This is a genomic window from Parahaliea mediterranea (genome assembly GCF_003402235.1).
Classification (GTDB): Bacteria; Pseudomonadota; Gammaproteobacteria; order Pseudomonadales; family Halieaceae; genus Parahaliea; species Parahaliea mediterranea.
In genome coordinates, this window is the sequence record NZ_QEWO01000004.1 from 471,062 (window position 1) to 496,343 (window position 25,282).

Consider the following 25,282-nt stretch of genomic DNA (forward strand, 5'->3'; position numbering starts at 1 on the left):
CGCTCACGCGGCGGGCCAGCGCTTACTTTATAGCAGCTTCCCCCGCCCTCACAAATGCTCCCCCTGGTCGAGCGTATCCGGCTCCCGCGCCAGGGCGCCATCCAGCGCGCGGCTCACCGTGCCGGGCGAGTGGGTGTTGCGGGCCAGCAGCATGTAGGCCATCGGAATCAGCAGCAGGGTAATCAGGGTCGACACCGTTACCCCGCACATCACCACCACCCCGATCACCGTGCGCACTTCGTGCCCCGGGCCGCTGGACACCACCAGCGGAATCGCGCCGATCACCGTGGTAAAGGCGGTCATGGCAATGGGCCGCAGGCGGCGCGAGGCGCCCTGCAGCACCGCCTGGGTCAGCTCCATCCCGGCATCGCGCATCTGGTTGATGAACTCCACAATCAGAATGCCGTTCTTGGTGGCCAGCCCCACCAGCATGATCATGCCCACCTGGCTGTAGATGTTCAGGGTCTGGTCGAACAAAAGCAGGCCGCCAATGCCACCGACCAGTGCCAGCGGCACCGTGAGCAGAATGATCGCCGGGTGAATGAAGGACTCGAACTGCGCCGCCATCACCAGGTACACCACCAGCAGCGCCAGCAGGAAGGTGAACACCGCCGACTGGCCCGCCTCGCGGTATTCCAGCGATTCGCCTTTGTAATCGATAGCGGCGGTTTCCGGCAGTTTGTCGCGCACCAGCTGCTGCAGGTAATCCAGCGCTTCGCCGAGGCTATAGTCGCCACCAAGGGCCGCGGACAAGGTCAGCGAGCGCACGCGGTTGTAGCGGTTGAGGCTGCCGGCATCGGCCTGTTCGTGGGCCGACACCAGGTTGCCCAGGGGGATGAGCTGGCCGGTGGTTTCCGAGCGCACGTAAATGGTGTTCAGGTCGCCCAGGGTGCGCTGGGCCGCGCGCTCGCCCTCCAGAATGACGTCGTATTCGCGGCCGCTGCGGATGAAGGTGGTTACTGTGCGTGAGCCCAGCAGGGTCTCCAGGGTGCGGCCAATCTCCAGCAGGCTGACGCCGAGGTCGCCGGCGCGGTTGCGGTCGATGGCCACCCGTAACTGGGGCTTGGTGGGCCGCAGGTCGGTGTCTACCCCCACCAGCTGCGGGTTGTTGCGAATTTCCTCCAGCAGCACGTCCTGCCACTCGGCCAGCTGTTCGTAACTGTCGCCGCCCACCACAAACTGCACCGGGTCTTCGCTGCTGCCACCCAGGCCACTGGGGCTGCGGATGAACACCCGGGCCCCGGGCAGGTCCGCCACCCGGCGCCGGGCATCGGCCTGTATCTCCCAGGTGGAGCGGCGGCCGCTGTCCCAGTCGGTGAGCACCATAATGGCAAAGCCCTGGTTGAAGGCCTCGCCACCAAAGCTCATCGGCGCGCGAATGAGCAGGCGCTTGATATCACCCCCGTCCACCAGCGGCATCAGGCGGCGCTCGATCTCCTCGATCTGGCGCACGGTGTATTCGTAAGAGGAGCCTTCCGGGGTCATTACCCCCATGAACAAAATGCCCCGGTCCTCCCGCGGCGAATACTCCTGGGGCACCAGCCGGAACAGGCCCACCGCCAGGGCCAGGCTCAGGGCCACGATCACCAGGGTCAGCCAGGGCCGGGTCAGCAGCGGCCGCATCAGGGCCTGATAGCGGCGCTCCATGCCAAGGCTCAGGCGCTCCACCGCATTCGCCATGCGGTTGGACACCTTGTCGCTGCTGAGCAGCTTGGAGCAGATCACCGGCGCCAGGGTGAGGGCCACAAAGCTGGAAAACAGCACCGCGATGGCCATGGTCACCGCAAATTCGCCGAACAGGCGCCCCAGGTCGCCTTCCAGAAATGTAATGGGCACAAACACCGCCGCCAGCACCAGGGTGGTGGCAATCACCGCAAAGCCCACCTGGCGGGTGCCGCGAAAGGCCGCCACCATGGGCGATTCGCCCGCCACCAGGCGCCGGTGCACGTTCTCCAGCACCACGATGGAATCGTCCACCACCAGGCCGATGGCCAGCACCAGTGCCAGCAGCGTGAGCAGGTTGATGGAGTAGCCCATCAACCACAGGGCGGTGAACGAGGACACCAGCGAGATCGGCACCGTGAGCGCCGGCACCAGCAGGCTGCGCGGGTCGCCCAGGAACAGGAAGATCACCAGCACCACCAGTACCGCGGCAATAATCAGGGTCTGGTACACCTCCTTGATGGCGGCGGCCACGAAGATGGAGTTGTCGAAGCTGGCGATGATCTCCATGCCGGCGGGCAACTGCGCGTTGATGCGGTCGATCTCGGCGGTCACCAGCGCGCTCACCGACAGGGCGTTGGCGGTGCTCTGCTTGATAATGCCCAGCCCCACCATGGACTCGCCATTGCCGCGAAACAGGCTGCGGTGCTCGGCGCTGGCCAGCTCCACCCGCGCCACATCGCCCAGGCGCACCAGATGGCCGTCGTCGCCCCGGCTAAGCACCAGCGCGGCAAAATCCGCCGGCGTGTTGTAGCTGCGGTCGATGCGCACGATAAAGTCGCGCTCGATGGAGTTCAGGGTGCCCGCCGGCAGCTCCACGTTCTGGCTGCGAATGGCGTTCTCCACATCGCCCACCGTGAGCTGGCGCGCCACCAGCGCGTTGCGGTTCAGCCAGATGCGCATGGCGTATTCCTGCTCGCCGGTAATCATCACCCGGGCCACGCCATCGAGCACCGAGAAGCGGTCCTCCAGATAGCGCTTGGCATAATCGGTGAGGGCCAGGGCATCCATCGACGGCGCCACCAGGTGCGCCCAGAAAATCACCTGTTCGTCGCTCTGGCTTTTCTGCACTTCCGGCGGGTCCGCCTCGTCGGGCAGGTTGTTCAGCAGGCGCGACAGGCGATCGCGCACGTCGTTGGCGGCGTTGTCGATGTCGCGGTCCAGGTCGAACTCCAGGGTGATCTGGGAGCGGCCGTCCATGGAGCTGGAGGTCATGGTCTTCATGCCCTCAAGGCCCGACAGGCGGTCCTCAATCAGCTCGGTGATTTTGTTCTCCACCACCGCCGCCGAAGCGCCGGGGTAGAGCGTGCTGATGTTGAGGATGGGCGGGTCGATGTCCGGGTATTCGCGCAGCGGCAGGCGGTCGAAGGCAAGCAGGCCGAAGGCCACCAGCAGCGCGCAGCACACCACCGCCATGACCGGGCGGCGCACCGAGGTATCTGACAGTATCACCGCTCAGGACTCCTGCAGCGCCACGGTGGCACTATCGCCACCCAACTTGCCAACGCCGTCGCGCACCACCGTGTCGCCGGCGGCTATGCCGGCGCGAATCTCCACCCAGCCCGGGCGGCGCCCGCCAATGGTCACCTCCACACGCTCTGCCCGCTCGCCGTCCACCACCTTCCACAGGTAGTGGGTGAGGGCGCGCGATTGCAGGGCCTCTTCCGGCACCAGCAGGGCCTGGTGCTCGGGGCCCAGCAGGGTTACCTCCATCAACTGGCCGGGGCGCAGGCGGCGCTCGGGGTTGTCAATCTGGGCACGGGCGGTAATGGAGCGGGCCACCGGGTCCACCCGGCTGTCGATGGCTAAGACATCGCCGGTAAAGGTGTCTGCAAACGCCGCCGTGGTGGCGCGCACCGGCTGGCCCACGCTGAGGGCGCCGAGTTGCAGCGCCGGCAGGGTAAAGTCCAGCCGCATGCGGCTGAGGTCGTCCAGGGTGGTAATGCGCTGACCCGGCGTGAGCAGGGCGCCGGGAGACACCTGACGCAGGCCAAGCGTACCGGCAAAGGGGGCCAAAATGGTGCGGTCCAGCACCCGGGCCTCGGCTTCCTCAATCTGGTGGCGCAGGATTTCCACCTGGGTGCGGGCCTTGTCCAGCTCATTCTGGGCCACCTGGTTGCGCTTGGCCAGGTTCTCCAGCCGGCGCACTTCGCGGCGGGCATCTTGCTGGCTGGCCTCCAACTCGCGCAGCAGGGCCTGCTCTTCATCCTGCTTGAGCAGAGCCAGCATATCGCCCTGCTCCACCTGCTGGCCGTCTTCAAAGCCGATGGCGGTCACAATCTGGGACACGCTGGCGGTGATGTCCACCGACTCCCAGGCCCGCAGGGTGCCAAGGGCGGAGATTTCCTCCCGAAACGGCAACGGCTCCACCCGGTAGACACTCACCGGAACAGGCGCCGGGCCGGCCGCGGGGCCATCCGGAGCCTGGGCCTGCCCCGGCCACAACCACACGCCCGCCGCCAATGCGCCGGCCACCAGCAACGCAGCCAGTATTCTCATAAAGCCCCCAAGCCTTGATAAGCCGGGCAGTGTAGAGACCGCCGGCAAAAAACAAAACGACTATGACAGCAGCCCCGGGTAAAAAATCCCCGCGGCACTCCTTACAAAAAACACCCCGATCAAAAAAACCGGGCCAAAAAACCCCTGCCACTAGGCAGGGGCTGGCACCGGCGCTATGCTATACAGACGTATAGTCAATAACAGAGATAACAGACCATGGAAGAAGCCCGCCCCACCCCGGTGCTGGAAGACATCGAGGGTACACGCACCAAACTGGCCAGTTGGCTCAGCGAGCAGCGCGGCTACCCGGTGGACATTCCCGAGCTGACCGTGCCCGACGGCAACGGCATGTCCAACGTAACCCTGCTGTTCGATATCCAGTGGCAGGAAAATGGGCAAACCCGCACCCAGAGCTGCGTGGGTCGCCTGCAGCCGGAAATCCAGCGCCCGGTGTTCCCCAGCTATGCCCTGGAGCCCCAGTACCGGGTGATGCAGGCCCTGGCCCGGCACACCGACATCCCCGTGCCGGAACTGCTGGGGCTGGAAACCGACACCGCCCTGCTCGGGGTGGAGTTCTACATCATGGCCCGCATTGACGGGCGCGTGCCCTCCGACATGCCGCCCTACAACATGGACGGCTGGCTGATGCACGAAACCAGCGAAGCACAACGGGCCACCCTGTGGCGCGCCGCCGTCGACATGCTAGCCCGCTACCACCAGATCGACAGCACCGCGCTGGACCTACCCGAGCTGCAGTTGCCGCCGGGCAAAACCGCCCTGCAGGCGCAGCTGGACTACTGGCAGCAATACCACGACTGGGCCCTGGAAGGGCGCACCCATGTCATCGGCCAGCGCGCCCTGGACTGGCTCAAGGCCAACCAGCCCGCCAACGAACCCACCGCCCTGTGCTGGGGCGACTCGCGGGTGGGCAACATGATGTTCGCCCCCAGCCTGGACGGCGTGGTGGCGGTGCTGGACTGGGAGATGGCCGTGGCCGGCAATCCGGTGCAGGATCTGGCCTGGTTCAACTACATCGACGCCACCTTCGCCGAGGGCCTGGGCATTCCCCGCCTGCCGGGCCTGCCCAGCTACGACGACACCGTGGCCCAGTGGGAGGCCGCCACCGGCCGCACCGCAGAGCACTACGATTACTACTGGATTTTTGCCGGCATGCGCTACGGCCTGATCATGTCACGCATCATGCTGGCCACCGGGCAGGAGCAGGAAATCCAGGGCAACTTCGTGTGCAAAATGCTGGAGCGCTATCTCGACCAGCTCGGCTAGCTCGGCCATCTCAGCTAGCTCGACCAACCCGCAGAAGCCATTCACCGGCTTTTTGCGGGGCGAGCGACAATCTATCGAATCCATACCTACCGAATACGGCCTATTGAATTCAGGTCAGGCTTCTCTACTGCCTGGCTGAACGGTGTCTGGCGTATCGATGGCAATTCAAACGCCAAAAAACTTGCAATAACGCGCTGATCCGGGCATCAAGCACCCTGTTATAGCAATGAACGTCGGGTGGGGGTCAGCAGTGATGGAAGCCTTGTTTTGCAAGCGCTCTTTTCGATTTTGGGTGGCTTTTGCGCTGGGGGTCGCCTGGACGCCGCTGGCGCTGTCGGTGGTCATCGGGTTTTATCTTCTCGATCGCGGGGTGATCGATTCTTACGCCGATGTCTCCTACCGCATGCACCAGCAGATTGAGCCCGTTCAGCGCCTGCGCCTGCACATCCAGGGCGCGCTGGTGCCGGTGGATGAATACCTGGAAGACCGCCAGGCCCAGCACTTGCCGGCCTACCGCCTGCTGCGCACGCAGGTCGAGGAGGAGTTTGTCACCCTGTCGCAGTCGCTGAACGAGGAGCAGGCCCTGCAAACCCTGCTGCAGCAGGCCCACCAGGACTGGCAGAAGGCGGATGAGCTGGCCAGCCAGCTCCTGCACACGGTACGCCAGCACAGCGAGCCGGCGCTGGTGGAGGCAATGCTGGCCTATCATGGCCGGCTGGAATCCGCCATCGACAAGCTGGCCGCCATCTACCACCAGCTGGACGCGGTGGTGGAAGAGGACTACCGGGCCGCCGGCCGCTACTACGAGCGCTCGCTGTGGATTCTGGGCATTGCCGCTGTCATCTCCCTGTTCGCCATGATTACCAGTGTGCGCCTGGTCGGGCGGCTGCTGTCTGCCAGTGTCGACCGCCTGGTGGAGGGCGCCCTGAAGTTTGCTGGCGGTGAGCGCGAACACCGCATTGACGTGGTGGTGCCGCCCGAGCTGGGGCGCGTGGCCGAAGAGTTCAACCACATGATTGAGCGCATTCACAAATCGGAATCCAAACTCGAAGAGATTGCCCGCCGGGACCCGCTCACGGGCCTGGCCAACCGGCGCGACTTTGACGAGACTCTGCCGGAAATGCGCGCCCAGATCGACCGCTTCGGCGAGCAGTGGGCCGTGCTGGCGATGGATGTGGATCACTTCAAGGCGGTGAACGATACCCACGGCCACGCGGCGGGGGACGAGGTGCTAAAGCAGGTCTCGGCAATCATGGCGGCCAACCTGCGCCCCTACGACCGGCTGTTTCGCACCGGAGGCGAGGAATTCACTGTGCTGATGCCGAGGGCCGACCGGCAAATGGCCTGCGATGTAGCGGAACGCCTGCGGGCCACCATCGGAAATACGGTGATCCCCTACAAGGACATTGAACTGCGGGTGACGGTGAGCGTGGGTATCGCCCTTTCGGGCCAGCCCTGCGACACCGCGGCGCTGATGGAAACCGCCGACAATGCGCTCTACCAGGCCAAAACCAACGGCCGCAATCGTTGTGTAGTGGGTTAGTTGTAGGTAACGGCTAGAAGCGCTCCTTCACCGTAAACAGCACCTGCACATCATCCACGTCGTCGTCCCGCACGAAGGGGAAGGCGAAATCAATGTGTATCACCGAGCCCTTTTCCGCCCGGCTGGAATTTAACCGGATGCCAAACCCGGCGTTGGCCAACACGCCGCCGTTGGAGCCGTTGTCGCGGTTTTCGTACCAGGCGCGCCCTACATCCACAAAGGCGGCAAAGCCCACCCGCAGCAGGCGGAAGGGGTGCCAGTCGGAGTAGTAGCGCTGTTCGATGTTCCATACGAAGGAGCGGTCACCCACCTGGTAGTGCAAATCGTAGCCGCGCAGGCCGTTGCTGCCGCCCAGGGTGAGCTGGTTGTCGTCGGTGAGGCCGTCGGTGTAGTCCAGGCGCAGGCCGCTGAACAGGGCCCAGCGCTCGCTCTGCTTGTACTGGTAGCGGGTTTCCACTTCCCACCAGAAGTTCTCCAGTTCCTGATCACTAACGCCGAAGAAGCCCGACAACTGGCTGCCCACCACCCAGAACTGGCGGTCATCGGCCAGCAGGGTATTGCTGTAGCCGCCGCTGAAGGCCAGCTGGTCGCGGGTGGCGCCCAGGCCCTCGGCGGAATAGCCCAGGGTCCAGGTGTAGCGCTCGCCGACAAACACATCCTCGGTGCGCCCGAGGTAGTCGAAGTTGTGCAGCTCGGCGAATTTGTCCTCCACGCTCTGGAAGCCGATATAGGGATAGCTGTAATCGCGGTCCTCGGGCAGCTGTGCCGGGGGAATGTCGGAGTCGCTGAAGCCGAAGCTATGGGCCTCGTAGTTGTAGCCCAGCAGCCAGCGGTTCACCCGCTGGTCTACCTGCACATCGGCGGCCAGGCCGCCGTAGACCCGGTACTGCTCGCGCTCGTGATCAAACTCGGATACCTCGTCGCCACGAAACCACAGTTTTTCTTCCAGCTTCTGGCTGTCCAGGCTGGTGCCGGCGGACCAGGGCTCATAAACCGAGAAGAACGGCTTCTCCAACCGCAGGCCGTGGTCGTAGCCGTCGTCGTTGTCGGTGTAGCGGGCGCGCATCTGCCAACGGCTGCCAAACAGGGCCGGGTCGGCATAGAGCAGGGTGTAACCGGCGCGCTCTTCGTCGCTGTCGTACTCCACCAGTACCTGCTTTCCGGTGCCGAGGAAGTTGGCGTCGCGAAAGCCAATGGCGTAGGCGTTCTCGCCGCCGCTGCGGCTCAGGGACAGGGACGGGGTAAAGGTCCAGATATCGCGGGTGAGCACCTCCACATCCACCACGTCGCCGCACCAGCGCCAGGGCCGCACGCGCGCGTCGTAGATAAAACGCAGGTTGCGCAGGATGCGCTCGGACTCCTCGGCCCGGCGCGGCTCAAACACATCCCCCTCGCGCAGCAGCATCTGATCTTCCAGCACCCATTCGCGGGTGATGCTGTGCAGCTCATTCGCCCAGCGGTAGAGGGTGCTGTTTTCTTCCGGGTCTTCCATGTTGAAGACGGAAAAGCGCTGGTAGCGGATGCTGCGAATACGCACGTTGGCGGGCAAGCGCGCCACCAGGTCGTCGTGGGCCGCAGAGGGTTGAAAGCGGAAGGCATCGGAATAGTCCTGCTCCGCTACGGTTACGCACTGCTCGCCGGCGCTTTGCTGGGCCATCGCCGGCAGGGCGCACAGCAACAGGGCCGCCAGCGCGGCGCCCCAACACCACCCGAGTGGCCAACCCCCAGCGCCTTGCACCATAGCCTGCCTCCTTATCATGATCTCAAGATAGCCCGGGCGCCGCGGGCCGGCAATGCCCCCTGTCGCCGGCTGTACTCAGCTTCTGCGCGGCGCTACACTTGCCCCGGGTTTGGCACCGGGCCGGCCAGGGGAAGTGCGTGGCGCGCCGCCCATAAGACAGGAGTGCTCAGTGTCAGCTCAGTTGCAACAACATCTCAAGGCCCTGTCCACGCCGGACACACTGGCCCTGCTGCAGCGCATCAACCGCGGTATCGAGAAGGAAAGCCTGCGCATCAGTGAGGCCGGACGCATTGCCCAAAGCCCCCACCCCGCCGCCCTCGGCTCCGCCCTGACCCACTCCTCCATCACCACGGATTATTCCGAGGCCCTGCTGGAATTCATCACGCCGGTGGACACGGGAGTGGAGTCCAGCCTGCAGACCCTCGCGGACATCCACCGCTTTGTGTACAGCCAACTGGACGGCGAAATCCTGTGGAGCGCCAGCATGCCCTGCGTGGTGGCCGGCAACGACAGCATACCCGTGGCGCAATACGGCAGCTCCAACGTGGCGCGGATGAAAACCGTGTACCGCTACGGGCTTGGCCATCGCTACGGCCGCGCCATGCAGGTGATTTCGGGCATCCACTACAACTTTTCCCTGCCTACCGAATTCTGGCAGCGCGAATGGCTGCAAGCCGGCGCCAGCGGCACCCTCGAAGACTGGGTAACCAGCCGCTACCTGGGGCTCATTCGCAACTTCCACCGTTACTCCTGGCTACTGATCTACCTGTTTGGCGCCTCGCCGGCGCTGTGCGCCAGCTTCCTGCGCGGGCGCGACGGCCACGGCCTGCAGGCCCTGGACCCAGAGGGCAAAACCCTCTACCTGCCCCACGCCACCGCCCTGCGCATGGGCGACCTTGGCTACAGCAGCGTGGCCCAGCGCGACCTGCGGGTGTGCTACAACAGCCTGGACAATTACGTGGATGCCCTGCGCCAGGGCATCATGCAGCCGCGGCCGGAATACCGCCACATTCCCAGCGGCCAGCAGGGCGACTACCAGCAACTGAACACCAGCCTGCTGCAGATCGAGAACGAGTTCTACAGCACCATTCGCCCCAAGCGGGTGGCCTACTCGGGCGAGACGCCCCTGAGCGCCCTGCGCCGCGGCGGCATCGAATACGTGGAAGTGCGCTGCATCGATGTGTCGCCCTTCAGCCCGGTGGGGCTGGACGCCGAGCAGATCCGCTTTCTCGACAGCTTCCTGCTGTTCTGCCTGCTTAAAGACAGCCCCGCCTGCGACGAGGCCGAGCAGGACCGTATCCAGGCCAACCTGTCGGCGGTCGTCAATCGCGGCCGCGAACCGGGCCTGGCGCTGGCGCGCCGGCACGACAGCTGCACGCTGCAGCAGTGGGCAAGCGAGTTGCTGGGCGAAATCGGCCAGCTGGCCGGTCTGCTGGATACCGCCCACGGCGGCGAGGCCTACCAGGCGGCCCTGCAAGCCCAGCAGGCCAAGGTCGACGACCCGGCGCTCACCCCGTCGGCGCGGGTGCTGCGGGAACTCACCGAGCGCAACCTGCCCTACTTTCGCTGGGCCCTGGCCCAGAGCCAGCACTGGGCCGAGTACTTTCGCAGCGCGCCACTGGCCGCTGAAAGCCACCAGCGCTTCGTCCGCGAAAGCAGCGAATCGCTGGCCGCCCAGCGCGCTATCGAGGCCGCCGACAACATCAGCTTCGAAGCCTACCTGGAACGCTTCTACGCCCAGTACGAGGCGGTCTGAACCGCGGCACCGTGAACTTCCTTGCCCACTTCCACCTCGCCTGGCCGGACCCGGGCCTGGTGGCGGGCGCGCTGGAGGGCGACTATCTCAAGGGCCCCCTGTGCGGCCAGTGCAGCCGGGACATCGAGGCCGGGGTCAAACTGCACCGGGCGGTGGACGCCTACACCGACAGCCACCCGGTACTGGCGGCCCTGCGCCAGCAGTTCCCGCCGCACCTGCGCCGCTATGCGGGCATCGTCACGGATATCAGCTTCGACCACTACCTGAGCCTAAACTGGCGCCAGTACCACCCGCACCCACTGCCGGACTTCAGCCGCGCGGTGTACCGCGTGCTGCAGGCGCGCCAGCCGGAGTTGGGCCCCGGCGCCCAGCGCATGGCCCAGCGCCTTACGGACTACGACATACTCAACGCCTACCATCGCTGGGACGCAGTGACCGGCACCGCCGAGCGCATCGGCCAGCGCCTGCGCCGCGGCAACGCCCTGGCGGGCCTAGCGCCGCACCTGCAACCCCTGCGCCCGGCCATGGAAGCGGCCTTTGTGGACTTTTATCCGCAGCTGCAGGACTTTGCCGCTGATTTCCGCCGGCGACTGAACCAATCTGGCGCGGGCGACTCCTACTAATGCCCCAGCCACCTGACGGTCACCCGGCTGTCACTCGACTGTCATCCGGCTGTCACTCGACATGGCGGGCGCGCGCCGCACATTGCGCCGCCCAACGAAAGGCACTAACGTAGCCGCCGTAGCCGCGCACCCCTGGTAAGGACACACATCATCATGCTGCAATCCCTGTCACCCCGCCTGGTCTTCTTCGGCCTTGCCCTGCTGTCACTGGTTTCCATGCTGTTTGCCTACTACTACCTGCAACAGCACCTGGGCCTGGCGCCCTGCCCCCTGTGCATGACCCAGCGCGTTGCCGTGGTTGCCGTGGGCGTGTTCGCCCTGCTGGCGGCCCTGCACAACCCGCCCGGCTGGGGGCGCCGGCTGTACGCCGGGCTGTGCCTGCTGGCGGCGGCCTTCGGCGCGGCGGTGGCCGGCCGCCATGTATGGCTGCAGCATTTGCCGGAAGACCAGGTGCCCGCCTGCGGCCCCTCGCTGGAGTACATGCTGGAAACCCTGCCCTTTTCGGAAACCGTGAGCATGGTGCTGATGGGCGATGGCAACTGCGCCGAAACCATGTGGACCTTCCTCGGCCTCACCATCCCGGAACAGACCCTGCTGCTGTTTGTTGTCATGCTGCTGGCCAGCCTGTGGCAGATGCTGCGCCCCCGGCCCACCGCCTGAGCCGCACGCGGCGAGCTATTGCCGCCCTCCCGGCGGGCGGCTTATAGTAGTCGGCCAAGCCATGGTGCGAACGAGGCCGGGACATGCCACACCGCAGTGAAGATCCAAGGGAACAATTCGAAGCGGTAGAACGCCTGCTGACCGCCTGGCTAAAAGAGCGGCGCGCCCTGCTCACCCACTACACCGCCGTGGTTGTCGCCCTCGACGGCGAACCCTCCCCCGCCAGCCTGCACCGCCGCCAGCTCGACCTGTGCAGCCTGCTGGTGGACTACATCTCCGCCGGGCATTTTGAAGTGTTCCACGAACTGGTGGAGGAGGCCGAGCGCTTCAACGACGGCAGCTGCAACCTGGCGGCGGAGCTGATACCCGCCATCAGCGACACCACCGAAGTCATTCTCGCCTACGAAGAGAAGTACACCGGCACAAGCCGCATTGATGAAACAGTCACGCGCGACCTGTCGGCGCTGGGCGAAATGCTGGAGCTGCGGTTCGAGCTGGAGGACCGGCTGATCGCCGGCCTGCACAACCGGCACCGGCGGCAGATTGCCACCGCACGCTCGGCCTAGCGGCCACTGCAAGCTCAGCCTAGTGGCCAGCGCTATCGGCCCCACCCTCCCCAGAAATAAAAGGGTATCCAAATTATCTGGCTGGAACGGATGGCTACAATTCGTATCAACAAATGATTGCTGGCTGGGATTTAAAATTCAGCGGGGCAATGGCAACAACATCGCATTATTGTGTAAAACACAGATAACTGTACAAACAATGAATCGTTCTAAAGTGTCCTCGGCGGCTGAAGATTGCAGACTAACGATCTACCGCTGTCGCCACGAAGCAGACATTCTGTCATTGATCGATTTATGTTTAACTTGGCTTTCGATACGTTAACTCCAATGTTGCCTAATGACCATTTGTGAACTGCTATTTGTAAGTATCTTCACCCTGTGCCGGACATGTAAATTCCCAGTCCAAATGCCAATACAAAGGATGGAATTACTCCGGTGCTAATTAGCATATAGCGGCTAGCCCTCGCCAAGCCCTTGGCATCGTCAGTTTGAAGACATTTCTTTCGTTTAAAAACGGCGTATACGCAAATCAGGTTGAATAGGATCGCCAGCATTGCGAAGATCAGCTTGTATAAAAACAGCCCTTCGAAGTGACGCTCTTGTAGCATAAGTAAGCCTGTGCCAAGTATAACAAGCAGGGCAGGCAGTTCTATCCACAGATCGGTGACTGCATGCATGCTTGCGGCTCGTAGATTCGCTTCTGGACTGGCAGTCCCATCGCGTTCAATCACCCACTCTGCGCCGACCACACCTATCCAGACGCCAACTGCTAGTAGGTGAATAACGAGAACTAAAGTCATAGTCTGCTCCTGTCCATGGGACTACTGATATTTTTCTATGCCAACCATCTCTCGCTGACACACAGGTACCGATTCATTGTTCAGTAATCGAAAATAATATCCAATCCATAGGTTCTAGGTTCGTTCCAGGCAACAGCACTCCCAATACCAGCAGTGAATCGATGGGCTTCATACTCGCTATCGATAAGATTGTTAGCCCACAGCGCAAAGCGAAGGCTACCGTTGTAAAATTCGTCAAAACCAATGCTTAATCTAGCGTTGACCAGACCAAAGTCATCACGAGTCCAGAATTCCTTAATAGTTGGGTCTGCAGTGGTGCTGGCACTCATGTAGGTTTCATCCTGCCAGCTGTAGGAAATGTAAAAGTCAGTGAGGCTGTTAGCCAGAGTATCAATGCTGTAATTAAGAGCGATGTTGTAAGCGTGTCGTGGGGCATAGGGTAGTGAGAACTGGCTTGTAATGTCAGAGCCATTGGCAGGATTTAATACTTCTTCTATGGTCCAATCCAAAAAAGCATAATCGACGCTGATCTGTAAGTTCTGTGTTAGCTGCATCAGCATATCCAGCTCAAATCCGCTAATCTCAGCAGAGCCTGCGTTATATGTATTAACCACCTGTATCTGCGCTGGGTCTGGAGACAAATCCAACTGCATGTCCTGGTAATCAGAGAGAAATACAGCGGTGTTGAGACGAAGCCGGCGATCTAGCCAGTATGATTTTATCCCTAATTCATAGCTGGTTATTTCTTCTGGGTCATAGGAGATGGTGAAGTCTGCAGAGGACTCTGCAAGGCCGCCCGACTTGTAAGCTGTAGATACTCTGGCGTAGCCAACTAAGTCATCAGTCCACTGATACTGAATAGACAACGATGGGTCAAAGCTTTCGTAATCGACTGCTTTCTCGACATCGACATCGACCGGAAAAGTGCTGCTGTACTCAAACACTTCGGCTGACAGATCACGGACACCGGAACGTGTATCCTCCGTATAACGCATCCCAAAAGTAAAGGTTAAACGATCATCGAGAACATGTGGCGTATAGGCCCCTTGACCATAGACAGCTCTGGATTCATTGTCAGTGGTAACATATCGGTGATAACGTAAATTGAGCGGTGATGGGATATTGTTGCCGGGGTCAAAGTTGTCTTGCAGGTCGAGCAATCCTAGAGTTTGGGCGTGGCTCGCGCTGTCGGAAAAATAGTACAGTCCAGTCACATATTCCAAGCGCTGATCGAGTGCATTGCCTACCAACTGAAATTCCTGGGAAAACTGTCTACTTTTAATATCATCCATTGACGTGTAGTAAGAATATACGAAGGCAGCATCCATGTAGTCCTGATAGTACACCGACTCCAGTTCACTGTAGTGGGAGATGGATTCCAATTGAAGTTTCTCGGATATCGACCAATCAAGTGTTAACGTATGTCCCGTAGTCTCGGTGTCACCGAGTTCCATGTCTGCAGCACGTGGTGTCTTTGTATGGGGGGAAGTCGGATAGGTCGGCGATGCAAGCAGGTCATTCTGATAGTAGATGGGTGACGATTCTAGTTCAGTGTTTTCAAATGCATAATCTATGCTGAACTGATCGGTTAAATCTGTACGAGCTGAAAATCGAAATCCCTGTTGCCGATTCTCACCGTAGTCTGGCGAGCCACCTATATTATCGACGTAGCCGTCTTTATCGCTGCTCACATAAGAAAATTTGGTAGCGATACCCGCCATTTCAGGAAGGTCTACAACGCTGAGACTACGCCAGTAATCGCGATTTCCAATACTCAATGATTGCTTAAATCCCAGTTCCCCGGCTGGCTTCTCTGTGATGATATTGACCGCGCCTCCGGTGGTGTTTCGTCCATAGAGCGTGCCCTGTGGGCCGCGCAGAACCTCTACCCGCTCAATATCGGCTAGATCCATAGTTACTGATTGGGGACGCACCATGTACACGCCATCAATGTAGACGCCGACGGCCCCTTCACGCGTTATTTGTCCAACATCATTGGCGCCCTGTCCACGCATATACATTATCAGTGCATCACTGCTGCTCGGGTACACAGAAAAATTCAACGCGGGAAGTGTAGTGGCAAGTTTCGCAAAATCGTTTGCTCCTTTGAGTTCTAATGTGTGATTGTTATAGGCAGATATTGCAATAGGAATGTCTTGAGTCGATTCACTGCGTTTCTGCGCCGTTACGACAACCTCCTCCAGTCGTAAGTTGTTTTCTGCTACAACTGGCAAGCTGAATCCAAGAGCAATGACCTGAGGAACTATTGAGGGTAAGAATTTATGGCATTGCGGCATATCCAATCTCCACGCGTATTTTTTATGTGACGCCAGCTTTTCTCGGGTTTGACCCGTCCTCCGCTCTTGGCAGTGAACTGGTATTACCGTAGTGGCTTGCTTAGGTACTCTATTAGCGTATGGCCCACGGCGCATGAGCCATTTGGCCCACTCCGGGTTACTATTGTCAGTGACAATAGAAAAGTTGGAGCGGTGTATGCCTGATCTCTTTGAGAGGTTGATGTCGGCTATTTATCAAGGGCCACTCGAACCAAAGCCTTGGCTAAGCTTTACTGAGCTGCTAAGGACTCATTTGGATGCTACAGCTGTAGCACTTGTTCTCATGCCGAGCAGTAGTGACCGCATAGAGATTAGCGTAAGAGCCGATGCAGAAGATTGTGATTTTGACTGGGTCGTGCTCAATCGTCTTTACAACGAACACTATTTAGATATAGACCCTACCAGGTCGAGCGACGTTCAACCAGGTGAGTTCCGCGACGTTTCAAACTATCGAGATTCACGGTATTACACGGAGTTTCTGCTGCCACTGGGCATCCATCATGCGTTTCGAATGAGCTTTTCTGAACCAGGGGGAATGCGTTGTTGGATATCCGCGGCTAGAACGGCAAAAAACATGCCGTTTGATCAGAGTGTTCGTGATTTATTGGTCCGAATCGCGCCTCACCTGGAACGGGCGATGACAGTATTTTCCCAACTAAAACTGAGTGAAAGCAAGGCCGAACTTTACCAGCACATGACGTCACGGCTGAACATTGGTTTGGTCTTGCTTAATGATAGAGGATTGGTAATTGATCGCAACGATATCGCCACACAATTACTCGAAGATAGCGGTGTTGTATCGTTACGCTCCGAACGCCTTAAGGCCAGTTCAGCTACTGACAACAGGATTCTACAGAATTCAATTAATGAGTTACTATCGTTGCGTAATAGCGGTCAAGAGGCAGTAAAATTATGCCGCTTTGATCGTGATAGCGAGTATCTTGTCTCTGCGTTACTGCGCGTCATTCCGCAGCACGCTTATTTCTACGGAGAAATGGCGCCGGCGATAGCAATCTATTTGTCAAATTTGTATTTGAGCGGGAGTAATAGTTGTGGTCGTGCCACATCAATTCGATTAATTTCAGATCTATTTGGATTAACTCAAGCGGAATCTCGCCTTGCGCTATTGCTGGCCGATGGTAAATCGTTGGCGGAAATAGCTGAAGAACTTTCTATATCCGAGAGAACTGCCCGGAATCATTCAAAGAATATTTATGAGAAAACCGGGATAAATCGACAAGCCAACTTAGTTCGGCTGATCTATCAGAGCGTCGTATTGCTGAGTTAAACAGCACATTTCGTTGACTGATTAAGTACGCAGTGCACTCCCTGTGGGCTATACACTAAAGCCACACACTGATTACAGTGAGTACACCCGTTTGTGTAATCGCTGTTCTGTAGCAGGTTGTTCATAAAGTTGGGGTCTTTAATTAATGCCCTTCCCATCGCTACAAACTCGAACCCTTCCTTCATAGCTTCGATTGCTGAGGCTGGGCTACTTACGCCTCCTAGATAGACCAACGGGCAATCCACTACCGAGCGTAATTTTTTTGCCAATTCCATGAAGTAAAGTTCATGGTAGGGAGTTGCCCGGTACTGCATGTGGCCAAACAACTTCAAGGCGATCTTGCTAATTGGATTCTTCTGAAGTCTAGCCATTGCAGGTATCGGGCTATCACCTCTGAACATAAATGATGTGTCACCGGAACTCCTGCCTCCACTGGTGACTATGGCATCAATTCCCGCGTCTTCCAGTCGGCGACCGATTCCAAGGTAGTCCTCAATTCTAAGACCATTTTTGGCAGCATCATCAAGGTTAATCTTTGCGATAACAGCAGCGTTATTACCGACTGCCTTTTTGACTCCTTTGACTATAGATAAAGGTAGTCGCATGCGGTTTTCTGCACTTCCGCCGTACTGGTCGCGTCGTCGGTTATGGTCTGGGCTAAGAAACTGGTTGAGAAGATAGCCGTGGCCCATTTGTATTTCCACGCAATCAAAACCAGCCTTGACGGCAACCTCGGCTGCGCCGCAGTAATCCCCCAGAAGGCTTTGGATCTGCTTCTGGGACATGCTGATTGCAAATGGTCTACCATTCGGCGCTCCCAACTTGTTGAATTGAAATGAGGGTGCCAAGGTGAAGCGAGTGCTTTGAGGTTTGTTCTGTTTGAAGAAGCCGCAGTGAGTCAATTGGGCGGATATCTTGGCTCCAGCTCTATGCACCTCGTCACAGAGCTCCTTGAGGCCGTGATGTAGGTCTGTGTGTAAATACATCTGGTTATCCAGATTACGTGCGTCCACAGATACATTGCAGCAGCCAACAGTGGTCATGGCTACGCCGCCGCGAGCGATTTCTGTATGAAGATCTATTAGCGCCTTTGTCGGGTGTCCATTGGGCGTTTTCCCTTCGAAAGTTGCGGATTTTATCACTCGATTCTTGAGTATAATTGGACCTAATGCAGATGAGCTGGCCAAAATGTCTAACCCTTCAGCGGTCATGGTGGTCATTTCACTTCCTAAGATTTACGGCGATTACCAATGGCCAGCTTAAGAGCGGCGCTATAGAGTCTCATGGGCCATTTGGCCTATCTGGATGACAGGGTCTGTTGGTCCATTGGGGGCATATCTAACTAAGACAAAATAAATATAACGTGCTGCAAGCCGGTGCCACTCAGCCTGTAGAACTTTATCTGCGGAAGGAACGAGTACTAATTTTCGGCGAAGGTTTCGGCGCTGCGCATTAGAAATTCGTCAGTTTACCGAACTTCACCTAACACTAAATTATGCGAGATTGGCTCGACGAAATGCCGCTGAGTCGTTGGTATGCTAAGAGACTGTCAGTTCGTCATGGCAAGCAATTCGAGGTCAGTCGTCGCAAGTACCGCTTACCGTTACCTATACTTCTAAAAGAAGATGGGGCAATTTGGCACGTGCTTAATCAACCACTACCTCTAACATAATCTCTTGCAGCTGCCATGACCACGATTCAACTTCTGAATCGTATAGTTACTGGTGGAAGACCTCCCCTTAGGTGACGTGGGTGTTCAGCTATGAAACCGGAAGACTTCCGCCGATCTGTTTGGAGAGCACTTTTGTTGACGCAAGAAGTTCTTCGTAATATTGCTGAAGATCGCCTGCCGATACTTCGTCTTGCATGACATGCAATGAAATGAGGTACCGAGGTTGTTTATCTGGCCCAAAAACCGGTGCAATGATATGGCTTACACCGAGGTACTCTCCTGTCGAGAGTTCCTCAGCGGAGTAAATTCTTGTTCCTACAATGTCTGCGAGTTGATCAAGCTTCGTACGAAGAATGTCTTTGGGATTTTCTGCTTGTACAGAGGTCAATAGCTCGCGCAGCTGATTAATTGTCTCATTGACATTGTTTTGTATCCCGTGCACGGCTAGGCCTATTTTGCGAATATCGAACATAACTTTTTTCTGGTGTTTACCTCGCAGGTTTGGGTCATGCCACCGGACACTGTTTAACCATCTCTCTATATCTTCATTAGAGCGCCAGGCCATCGCGATTGTGCCATGAGGAGGCTGGAGAGGGACGCTTACGCCTGGAGCAATTCCAAAGCTCTGCGTCGAGCCCACCGCCATTATTACTTCTTGGCGATCAGCATTTATTCGAGCCAGCGTGCATCCAAAACCAAACTTTTCGTGAAGGCGATTTAGCTCATCGTTCGCAATACCGAGAAGAGGAAAGCTTCGAGCAACACCGTTTAGCAGGCGCAGTACTCCGAATCCTAATCGGTATGACCGGTCGTCAAGCCGCTCAACATAATTTTTCTCTCGCAAAGTCATCAGGATGAGGGAAAGCGTTGAGGTGCTTAGATCTAGCCGCCTCGCTATTTCCACTGCGCTTAATCCCTCGGGTGTCGTTGCTAGAGTCTCTAGTATTGCAATGACCCTTGACGTAGGTGGCGAAGGCGCTACACTCATATCTATATTATTGGAATCAAAATCCATATATTAGGATAAATAAAAAAGGGTGTCAAATGTTTGGTGAAGTTAAAAGAGATATGAATGTTGGGGACCTTAGTGGGTGGGGTTTAAAGGCTTGGGATTTTGATGAGTTTCATCGAGTAGAACTCCCAGCTCGACTGAAATCCGGGGTCAATGACAAAGTGGCTTGGGATTTGGAGGGTGTACCTCCTTTCTCAATTACTCTCCCTGATGGGCGCGCTTATAGTTATGCGCTGGTTCGGGGGTGGGTCAAAATTACACAGGGGATACATGCGGATGCACAGTGTGTGATTGAGATTCAAGAGCGCGCATGGCAAAACTACGTTCATGAGTTGCGGACGACGTCATCATTGATCCTGTCACAAGCCGTGAGCTTTCTACGTGGGAGTATCGACGATTGGCGCACCTGGGCTCCTGCCATTCAGTGTATGTACTCTGGGCGGGAAATCTTTGATCCATCACTACCTCTTCTGTCCATGGACGGTACACCTCTGGACCTGAAAAAGGCCTTCTATTATGGAGATGAACCTGAGGAGATGTCCCACTTCCTTCGAACGGCAGGCTATTTGGTAATCCGAGGGGCTATGGCTCATCGTTACGAGGAAATAGCAATTGAAATAGATCGGATTCGTTCGGAGTCTAGCGAAGGGGAGATATTCTCATGGTGGACTCAGAACCTGGACACAGAGCAACGGTTTCCGTACAGGCTTATGTTTATTTCAGAGCGTTCGTCTCTTATCAGGTCTCTAATGGATGATGACGCTACTGTTCGAGATATTGTTGCCCTTTCGAAGAGAAATCTTGTCCCTCTACATGACCGCGGGCAGGGCGCTATGACGGTGCTGAAGCCCTTCGGTGAGGGAGCGAAACTGGCGCCGAGTATCGCAGGCAATCTCGGCTGGCACGCTGACTGTGGTCTCGGGGGCTGTAATATCATGTGTCCCTCTATCAATATCGGAATTCATCTAGATGCGGCGGGATCACAAAGCTCTCAGTTGTGGGCGCTCGCAGGCACTCATGGCCGCTCTGTCCACAATACGGCGCTGATGGGGACTGACCACCCGCGTGCGGTCCCCTTAGATACATCACCTGGCGACGTGACCGTCCATTACTCTTGTTTGATGCATGCGGGCCCGCCACCAACTGGCCCCAACCAACGGCGTACGCTTTACTTGCCATTTTACGCCCCGGAAACCCTGCAGCTCCTGGGGCGATTCCAAAGCTTTGAGCAAGTTCTTCCAGGATATGGTACCGGGGATATTCCAAGTCTCGATCAAGTCGCCAAAGAGCAAACAACGCATGGTATTAGTTAAGGATGGTCACGGATAGTAAAATTTCTACCAGAAAATTTAGATACAGTGATAAATTTATAATCCTGAAACATAGATGCGGATAAATGTAAGTATCCAATGCGGGAGAGATGCACGTTTACACTCGGATTCAATCCAATTTGTTGGCAAATTGGATTGAATCCTACTTTAAAATATCATCCATAGTGGAATTAAAAAATATGGATTTGTAATGCACGATTCCAGCATTACAAGCGGAATCTAGAGTTAATTTGTCTTACTTTATTAATTTCTCTGCATGCACAGTTACATGAAATGTTGCGGTTTGATGCCGATCCGAAGCTTAGCAAAGTGATTTTTTCAGAAATCAATTCAGATAGGAATTGGTGCTGAGTTTGTGCCCGCGACACTGTAGATAATCTGTCCGCTTTGAGGACGATGAGGACCGAACAGAATGCACCACTTGGCCGGTTCCAAAGGCGGTAACTTTTCTAATTCGACACCCCTTCGCTGAATCTGGCGGCAACGCTATCTGCCACGAAGACAATTACAACCAGATAATTTGATTTACGAAGGTGGTGAACCTACAAATGCCCACTAGGTAATTAAGATACCCAAATAAAAACCCCCGCGAATGCGGGGGTCGGAAAGGACAATTGCCCCGGCCTGTTTGCAGGCCGGGGCAAAGCGGGCTCAGCCCTCGGCGGCGGCTTCGGCTTCGCCTTCTTCCTGCTCGACGATGTCCAGCAGTTCCACCTCGAACACCAGGGCGGCGTTGGGGCCGATCATGCCGCCGGCACCACCGGCACCGTAGGCCAGTTCAGCGGGAATGTAGAGCTTCCACTTGGAGCCCACCGGCATCAGCTGCAGGGCTTCGGTCCAGCCGGAGATCACCTGGCCAACGCCAAACTGCACGCTCTCGCCGCGCTTGTAGGAGGAATCGAACTCGGTGCCATCGATCAGGGTGCCGCGGTAGTTCACATCCACCACGTCATCGGCGCCGGGCTTTTCACCATCGCCGGCTTCCAGCACTTCGTACTGCAGGCCGGATTCGGTGGTAACAACGCCGTCACGGGCGCCGTTTTCTTCAAGGAAGGCCGCAGAGGCAGAGGCGTTGGCTTCGGCCTGGGCCGCCTGGGCGGCTTCGGCCTCAGCCTGCATGCGCTGCTGGTAGGCCTGCATTTCCGCCTGGATTTCTTCGTTGGTCATGCGGCCTTCTTTGCCTTCCATCGCATCGCGCAGGCCGGCGGTAAAGGCGTCTACATCCAGCGGCACGGCATCGGCAGACATGCGCTTGCCAAGGCCGTAGGCAATGCCGTAACTCAGTCGCTGCTGGGTGCTCTCAAGCTTGATTTCGGCAGCGGCGGTTTCCGCGGCCGGCGTTTCCGCCTTTTCGTTACAGGCGGTCAGGCCAATAGCGGCAACCACGGCCAGAGGCAGTGCGTACTTCTTCATAGAGTTTTCCATTTGTCGATGAATGTCATGTTTTGTGCCCCGCCAACCCGTGGCTGCATCAGTCCGGGCGGGCCAACACCGCTGCGATACCACTGGCGGGATGCAAACGAAGCGCTCACGATCATACTACCCGTGGCGCCTCCGGTGCCAGCCCGCTCATCGGCGGGCCAGCTCAGTCGGCAAACTCAGCCGGCAAACTCAATCAGCAAGCAGCGCCGCCGCCAGTGCCCCGGCGCGCTCGCCCGCCTCCTCCGCGCTGGCGCCTGTGGCCTTTAGCACCACCTGCAGGTTGGCGCGGGCACACACCTCACCGGTGCTGCCCGGCAGCTGGGCGGCCAGGCGGTACAGGCACGCCTGCAATTCGCGCTCGGCCTGCAATTCAAGGGCCTTGAGCTGCTCGCGCAGCGCGGCCGCCTGCGCCAGCCCCTTCCATTGCCGGCGCAGCGCGCGCAGCGGGGCAATCACCTGCTCGCGCCACTCGGCGGTGGCTGCCAGCAGGCTGGCCAGTTGAACCGCATCCAGGGTACGCCCAGCACTTGCCAGCCAGGCGGCGAGCAGCAGCAGGTTCACGTCCGCGCCCAGTTCGTCCTGGGCCGCCAGGCACAGGGGCGCCACGCCGGGTTTGGAGTAGTGAGCCAGTGAATAGTTCCAGAATGGGTTGTCCATGCGCCTCCGCCGGGCAGCTGGTTCGGCCGCAGTGCAGCGAGTAGAATGCGCCGCCTTATGATCATACTACGCGATATCAGCCTGCGCCGTGGCACCCGACTGCTGCTGGATGCGGCCAACGTCACCATCCAACCCGGGCAGCGCCTGGCGCTGATCGGCGCCAATGGCTGCGGCAAATCCAGCCTGTTCGCCCTGCTGCTGGGTGAGCTGGGCGCCGACGGTGGCGACATCGAGGGCATGAACAACCTGCGCCTGGCGCACATGGCCCAGGAGGTGGAAAGCACCGACCTGCCGGCCGGCGAATACGTGCTGCGCGGCGACCAGGCCCTGGCCCGCCTGCGCGGCGAAATCGCCCGCTTGGAAGCGCTGCAAGACTACGCCAGCGCCGCCCCGCTGCACAGCGAACTGGAGGCCATCGACGGCTACAGCGCCGAGCGCCGGGTGCAGCGCCTGCTGCAGGGCCTGGGGTTTGCCGAGGGCGCCTGGCACCGGCCGGTGTCGGATTTTTCCGGTGGCTGGCGCATTCGCCTCAACCTCGCCCGGGCCCTGATGGCGCCCTCCGACCTGCTGCTGCTGGACGAGCCCACCAACCACCTCGACCTGGACGCCACCCTGTGGCTGCAGCAGTGGTTGCAGCGCTACCCCGGCACGCTGCTGATGATTTCCCACGACCGTGACTTCATCGACGCCACCTGCGAGCGCATCCTGCACATTGAGCACAACGCCCTCAACGCCTACAAAGGCAACTACTCGGACTTTGAAGAGCAGCGTGCCGAGCGCCTTGCCAACCAGCAGGCCAGTTACGAAAAGCAGCAGGAGCGCATCTCCCAGATCGAGGACTTTGTACGCCGCTTCCGCTACAAGGCCACCAAGGCGCGCCAGGCCCAGAGCCGCCTGAAGGAACTGGAGCGCATGCAGAAGGTGGCGCCGGCCCATGTGGATTCGGTGTTCAGCTTCAGCTTCCCGGCGCCGGACAAAAGCTCCGACCCGCTGCTGCGCCTGGACGAAGCGACCCTTGGCTACGGCGACAGCCCCATCCTCCACGGCGTTGAAATGATTCTGCGCCCGGGCAGCCGCTATGGCCTGCTGGGCAAGAACGGGGCGGGCAAATCCACCCTGCTCAAATCGCTGGTGGGCGAGCTGCCGCTGCTGGCCGGGCAGCGCCAGGGCGGCGAGCACTGCCGCATCGGCTATTTTCACCAGCAAACGCTGGAAGCGCTGGACCTGGACGCCAGCGCCGCCCTGCACATCCAGCGCCTGAGCCCGGGCGCACGGGAGCAGGAGGTGCTGAACTACCTGGGTGGCTTCAACTTTCGCGGCGATGCCGCCACCGCACCCATCCGGCCTTTTTCCGGCGGCGAAAAGGCGCGCCTGGCCCTGGCCCTGGTAGTGTGGCAAAAGCCCAACCTGCTGGTGCTGGACGAGCCCACCAACCACCTCGACCTGGACATGCGCAACGCCATGGAAGTGGCCCTGCAGGCCTACGAGGGCGCCCTGCTGCTGGTGAGTCACGACCGCCACATGCTGCGCAACACCTGCGACGAACTGCTGCTGGTGAACGCCGGCCGGGTCAGCGAATACAACGACGACCTGCAGGCCTACGAGCGCTGGGTGCTCTCCAGCTACGACGACGCCCCGCGCCAGCAGGCCGCCGCTGTGCCCAATGCCGGTAACAGTACCGGTGACAGCGCGGCCAACAAAAAAGAAAAGCGCCAGCAGGCCGCCGCCGCCCGGGCCCAGCTGAAGCCCCTGCAGCAGCGCATCAAAAAGCTCGAAGGCGAGATGGCCAGGGCGGAACAGGCGCTGGCCGTACTGCGCGAGTCACTGGCGGACCCGGCCCTGTACAACGAGGGGCGGCAGCAGGATATCGCGGCCCTCACCCGCGAAGAGGGCGAACTCCAGCAGCGTCTGGAGACCCTGGAAGCCGACTGGCTGGAACAGCAGGAAGCGCTGGAACAATTCTCAGGCTGAGCTTGCCTCACCGCGGATGAGTGCCCACTTGAGCGCCCGGTTCAGGCGCTTGATGGCCGCCTCCCGTCGCTGCGCCGTGGAGCGGTCAGCCGCAGCGGCATGCCAGCGCAGTTGCACCGGCCGGCGCCCACGGGTGTAGCGCGGGCCACCGGCCAGCGCGCCGTTGTGCTGGGCCAGGCGACGCTGCAAATCGCGGGCAATGCCGGTGTACAGGCTGCCATCGGCGCACTCCAGTATGTACACCTGCCACTCGCCGCCAGCGTCCGGCAAATCCGTGTGAACTTGTTCCCCTGCCGGCGTTCCAAAGGCACCGGACATATAGCCCCCTGCTCTATGCACATGACGAAATATTCCAGGGGCCTCGGTTGTGCCCCCTCGGGCCGGTGGTATGATAGCAGC

General features: G+C 59.1%; 19 protein-coding genes. 9 read left to right on the forward strand and 10 right to left on the reverse strand.

Translation table 11 applies throughout. The features are described from left to right. Positions 1–48: 48 nt before the first annotated feature. Together DDZ17_RS14400 and DDZ17_RS14405 are read right to left on the reverse strand one after the other, a co-directional pair. Positions 49–3,174 carry an efflux RND transporter permease subunit gene (locus DDZ17_RS14400; protein WP_116367647.1) on the reverse strand — a complete coding sequence of 1,042 codons (3,126 nt, stop codon included), beginning with the start codon at positions 3,172–3,174 and terminating at the stop codon, positions 49–51. Between the two features lie 3 nt (positions 3,175–3,177). Further along, on the reverse strand, positions 3,178–4,221 hold the full coding sequence (locus tag DDZ17_RS14405; protein WP_116367648.1) for an efflux RND transporter periplasmic adaptor subunit: 1,044 nt from the start codon (positions 4,219–4,221) through the stop codon (positions 3,178–3,180). A 216-nt stretch (positions 4,222–4,437) separates the two neighbouring features. Here DDZ17_RS14405 and DDZ17_RS14410 point away from each other — a divergent pair, with 216 nt between their 5' ends. Continuing rightward, entirely contained in the window at positions 4,438–5,505 is a 1,068-nt protein-coding gene (locus DDZ17_RS14410) for a phosphotransferase family protein (protein WP_116367649.1), read from the forward strand. Between the two features lie 292 nt (positions 5,506–5,797). Continuing rightward, complete coding sequence (locus DDZ17_RS14415; protein ID WP_170150215.1) at positions 5,798–7,048, forward strand: diguanylate cyclase; 1,251 nt, start codon at positions 5,798–5,800, stop codon at positions 7,046–7,048. A 13-nt stretch (positions 7,049–7,061) separates the two neighbouring features. On the opposite strand, the gene DDZ17_RS14420 is transcribed toward DDZ17_RS14415, so the two are convergent. Beyond that, the gene (locus DDZ17_RS14420) at positions 7,062–8,789 is read right to left on the reverse strand and encodes a BamA/TamA family outer membrane protein (RefSeq protein ID WP_157976655.1); all 1,728 of its coding nucleotides are present in this window, start codon (positions 8,787–8,789) and stop codon (positions 7,062–7,064) included. A gap of 169 nt (positions 8,790–8,958) precedes the next feature. On the opposite strand from DDZ17_RS14420, the gene gshA reads away from it, so the two are divergent. The 4 genes from gshA (at position 8,959) to DDZ17_RS14440 (ending at position 12,394) form a co-directional block, all read left to right on the forward strand. Further along, complete coding sequence (gene gshA / locus DDZ17_RS14425) at positions 8,959–10,545, forward strand: glutamate--cysteine ligase (RefSeq protein WP_241505900.1); 1,587 nt, start codon at positions 8,959–8,961, stop codon at positions 10,543–10,545. A gap of 11 nt (positions 10,546–10,556) precedes the next feature. Next, complete coding sequence (locus DDZ17_RS14430) at positions 10,557–11,168, forward strand: acyl carrier protein phosphodiesterase (RefSeq protein ID WP_157976656.1); 612 nt, start codon at positions 10,557–10,559, stop codon at positions 11,166–11,168. 153 nt (positions 11,169–11,321) lie between these two features. Further along, positions 11,322–11,828, forward strand: coding sequence for a disulfide bond formation protein B (locus DDZ17_RS14435; protein WP_193940605.1), 507 nt, complete (start codon positions 11,322–11,324; stop codon positions 11,826–11,828). Positions 11,829–11,911: 83 nt separating this feature from the next. Continuing rightward, positions 11,912–12,394 (forward strand): Rsd/AlgQ family anti-sigma factor, encoded by a 483-nt coding sequence (locus DDZ17_RS14440; RefSeq protein ID WP_116367654.1) that lies wholly within the window; start codon positions 11,912–11,914, stop codon positions 12,392–12,394. Between the two features lie 371 nt (positions 12,395–12,765). On the opposite strand, the gene DDZ17_RS14445 is transcribed toward DDZ17_RS14440, so the two are convergent. Next, positions 12,766–13,194 (reverse strand): hypothetical protein, encoded by a 429-nt coding sequence (locus tag DDZ17_RS14445; protein WP_116367655.1) that lies wholly within the window; start codon positions 13,192–13,194, stop codon positions 12,766–12,768. 80 nt (positions 13,195–13,274) lie between these two features. After that, complete coding sequence (locus DDZ17_RS14450) at positions 13,275–15,491, reverse strand: TonB-dependent receptor (protein ID WP_170150216.1); 2,217 nt, start codon at positions 15,489–15,491, stop codon at positions 13,275–13,277. Positions 15,492–15,687: 196 nt separating this feature from the next. On the opposite strand from DDZ17_RS14450, the gene DDZ17_RS14455 reads away from it, so the two are divergent. Continuing rightward, positions 15,688–16,818 (forward strand): helix-turn-helix transcriptional regulator, encoded by a 1,131-nt coding sequence (locus DDZ17_RS14455; RefSeq protein WP_157976657.1) that lies wholly within the window; start codon positions 15,688–15,690, stop codon positions 16,816–16,818. On the opposite strand, the gene DDZ17_RS14460 is transcribed toward DDZ17_RS14455, so the two are convergent. After that, positions 16,815–18,038, reverse strand: coding sequence for an NADH:flavin oxidoreductase (locus DDZ17_RS14460; RefSeq protein WP_116367658.1), 1,224 nt, complete (start codon positions 18,036–18,038; stop codon positions 16,815–16,817). The two genes, DDZ17_RS14455 and DDZ17_RS14460, sit on opposite strands and share 4 nt — an antisense overlap. Positions 18,039–18,578: 540 nt before the next feature. Next, entirely contained in the window at positions 18,579–19,505 is a 927-nt protein-coding gene (locus DDZ17_RS14465) for a helix-turn-helix domain-containing protein (RefSeq protein WP_116367659.1), read from the reverse strand. Between the two features lie 284 nt (positions 19,506–19,789). Here DDZ17_RS14465 and DDZ17_RS14470 point away from each other — a divergent pair, with 284 nt between their 5' ends. Further along, positions 19,790–20,815 carry a phytanoyl-CoA dioxygenase family protein gene (locus DDZ17_RS14470; RefSeq protein ID WP_157976658.1) on the forward strand — a complete coding sequence of 342 codons (1,026 nt, stop codon included), beginning with the start codon at positions 19,790–19,792 and terminating at the stop codon, positions 20,813–20,815. Between the two features lie 669 nt (positions 20,816–21,484). On the opposite strand, the gene DDZ17_RS14475 is transcribed toward DDZ17_RS14470, so the two are convergent. After that, entirely contained in the window at positions 21,485–22,246 is a 762-nt protein-coding gene (locus DDZ17_RS14475) for a BamJ family beta-barrel-assembly machinery protein (protein ID WP_116367661.1), read from the reverse strand. Positions 22,247–22,444: 198 nt separating this feature from the next. Beyond that, on the reverse strand, positions 22,445–22,912 hold the full coding sequence (locus DDZ17_RS14480) for a TIGR02444 family protein (protein WP_116367662.1): 468 nt from the start codon (positions 22,910–22,912) through the stop codon (positions 22,445–22,447). A 57-nt stretch (positions 22,913–22,969) separates the two neighbouring features. On the opposite strand from DDZ17_RS14480, the gene DDZ17_RS14485 reads away from it, so the two are divergent. Further along, positions 22,970–24,883: an ABC-F family ATP-binding cassette domain-containing protein gene (locus DDZ17_RS14485; RefSeq protein ID WP_116367663.1), complete on the forward strand. Its 1,914-nt coding sequence runs from the start codon at positions 22,970–22,972 to the stop codon at positions 24,881–24,883. Here the strand turns inward: DDZ17_RS14485 and DDZ17_RS14490 are convergent. Further along, positions 24,875–25,201 carry a GIY-YIG nuclease family protein gene (locus tag DDZ17_RS14490; protein ID WP_116367664.1) on the reverse strand — a complete coding sequence of 109 codons (327 nt, stop codon included), beginning with the start codon at positions 25,199–25,201 and terminating at the stop codon, positions 24,875–24,877. The genes DDZ17_RS14485 and DDZ17_RS14490 overlap by 9 nt on opposite strands. Positions 25,202–25,282: the final 81 nt, after the last annotated feature.